Below are 362 nucleotides of genomic sequence, written 5' to 3'. Positions count from 1 at the left end.
TTTAAAATTATCACATAATTTACAATTATATGTAAATTCTATTTTTATTAAAAATGATAAAATTGTATCACAAAAATTATATTTTAATGAATTGATAAAAATCGCCTCAGAAGATGTTTTATTTGTAACCTATTATTTACTAGAAAATATTAACTCAAAAAGTGCTTTTTTACCAAAAGCAAAATATTTTTATAGAAAAAGAGAAGAAGAAAATTCATCGATGGATTTAGCGTATAAAAATCAAGATTTTTATTTGGTGATTAATAAAGAAGTAACTTTGGAATTGCTTAAAAGAAGTAACTTTTTAATTTATACTCAGAATTTGGCTTTATATCAATTATATTGGCAAATTAAATTTCTCG

1 pseudogene is annotated in these 362 nt (G+C 20.4%); it reads left to right on the top strand.

What is annotated here, in order from left to right:
- Nucleotides 1-362 (top strand): annotated as a pseudogene (locus CAMP18498_RS07945) (capsular biosynthesis protein); the annotation flags it as partial.

Source organism: Campylobacter sp. W0066.2 (genome assembly GCF_024723515.1).
GTDB lineage: Bacteria > Campylobacterota > Campylobacteria > Campylobacterales > Campylobacteraceae > Campylobacter_D.
Note: the sequence above shows the minus strand (reverse complement) of the source record. Positions and strands in the feature narration are given on the sequence as shown.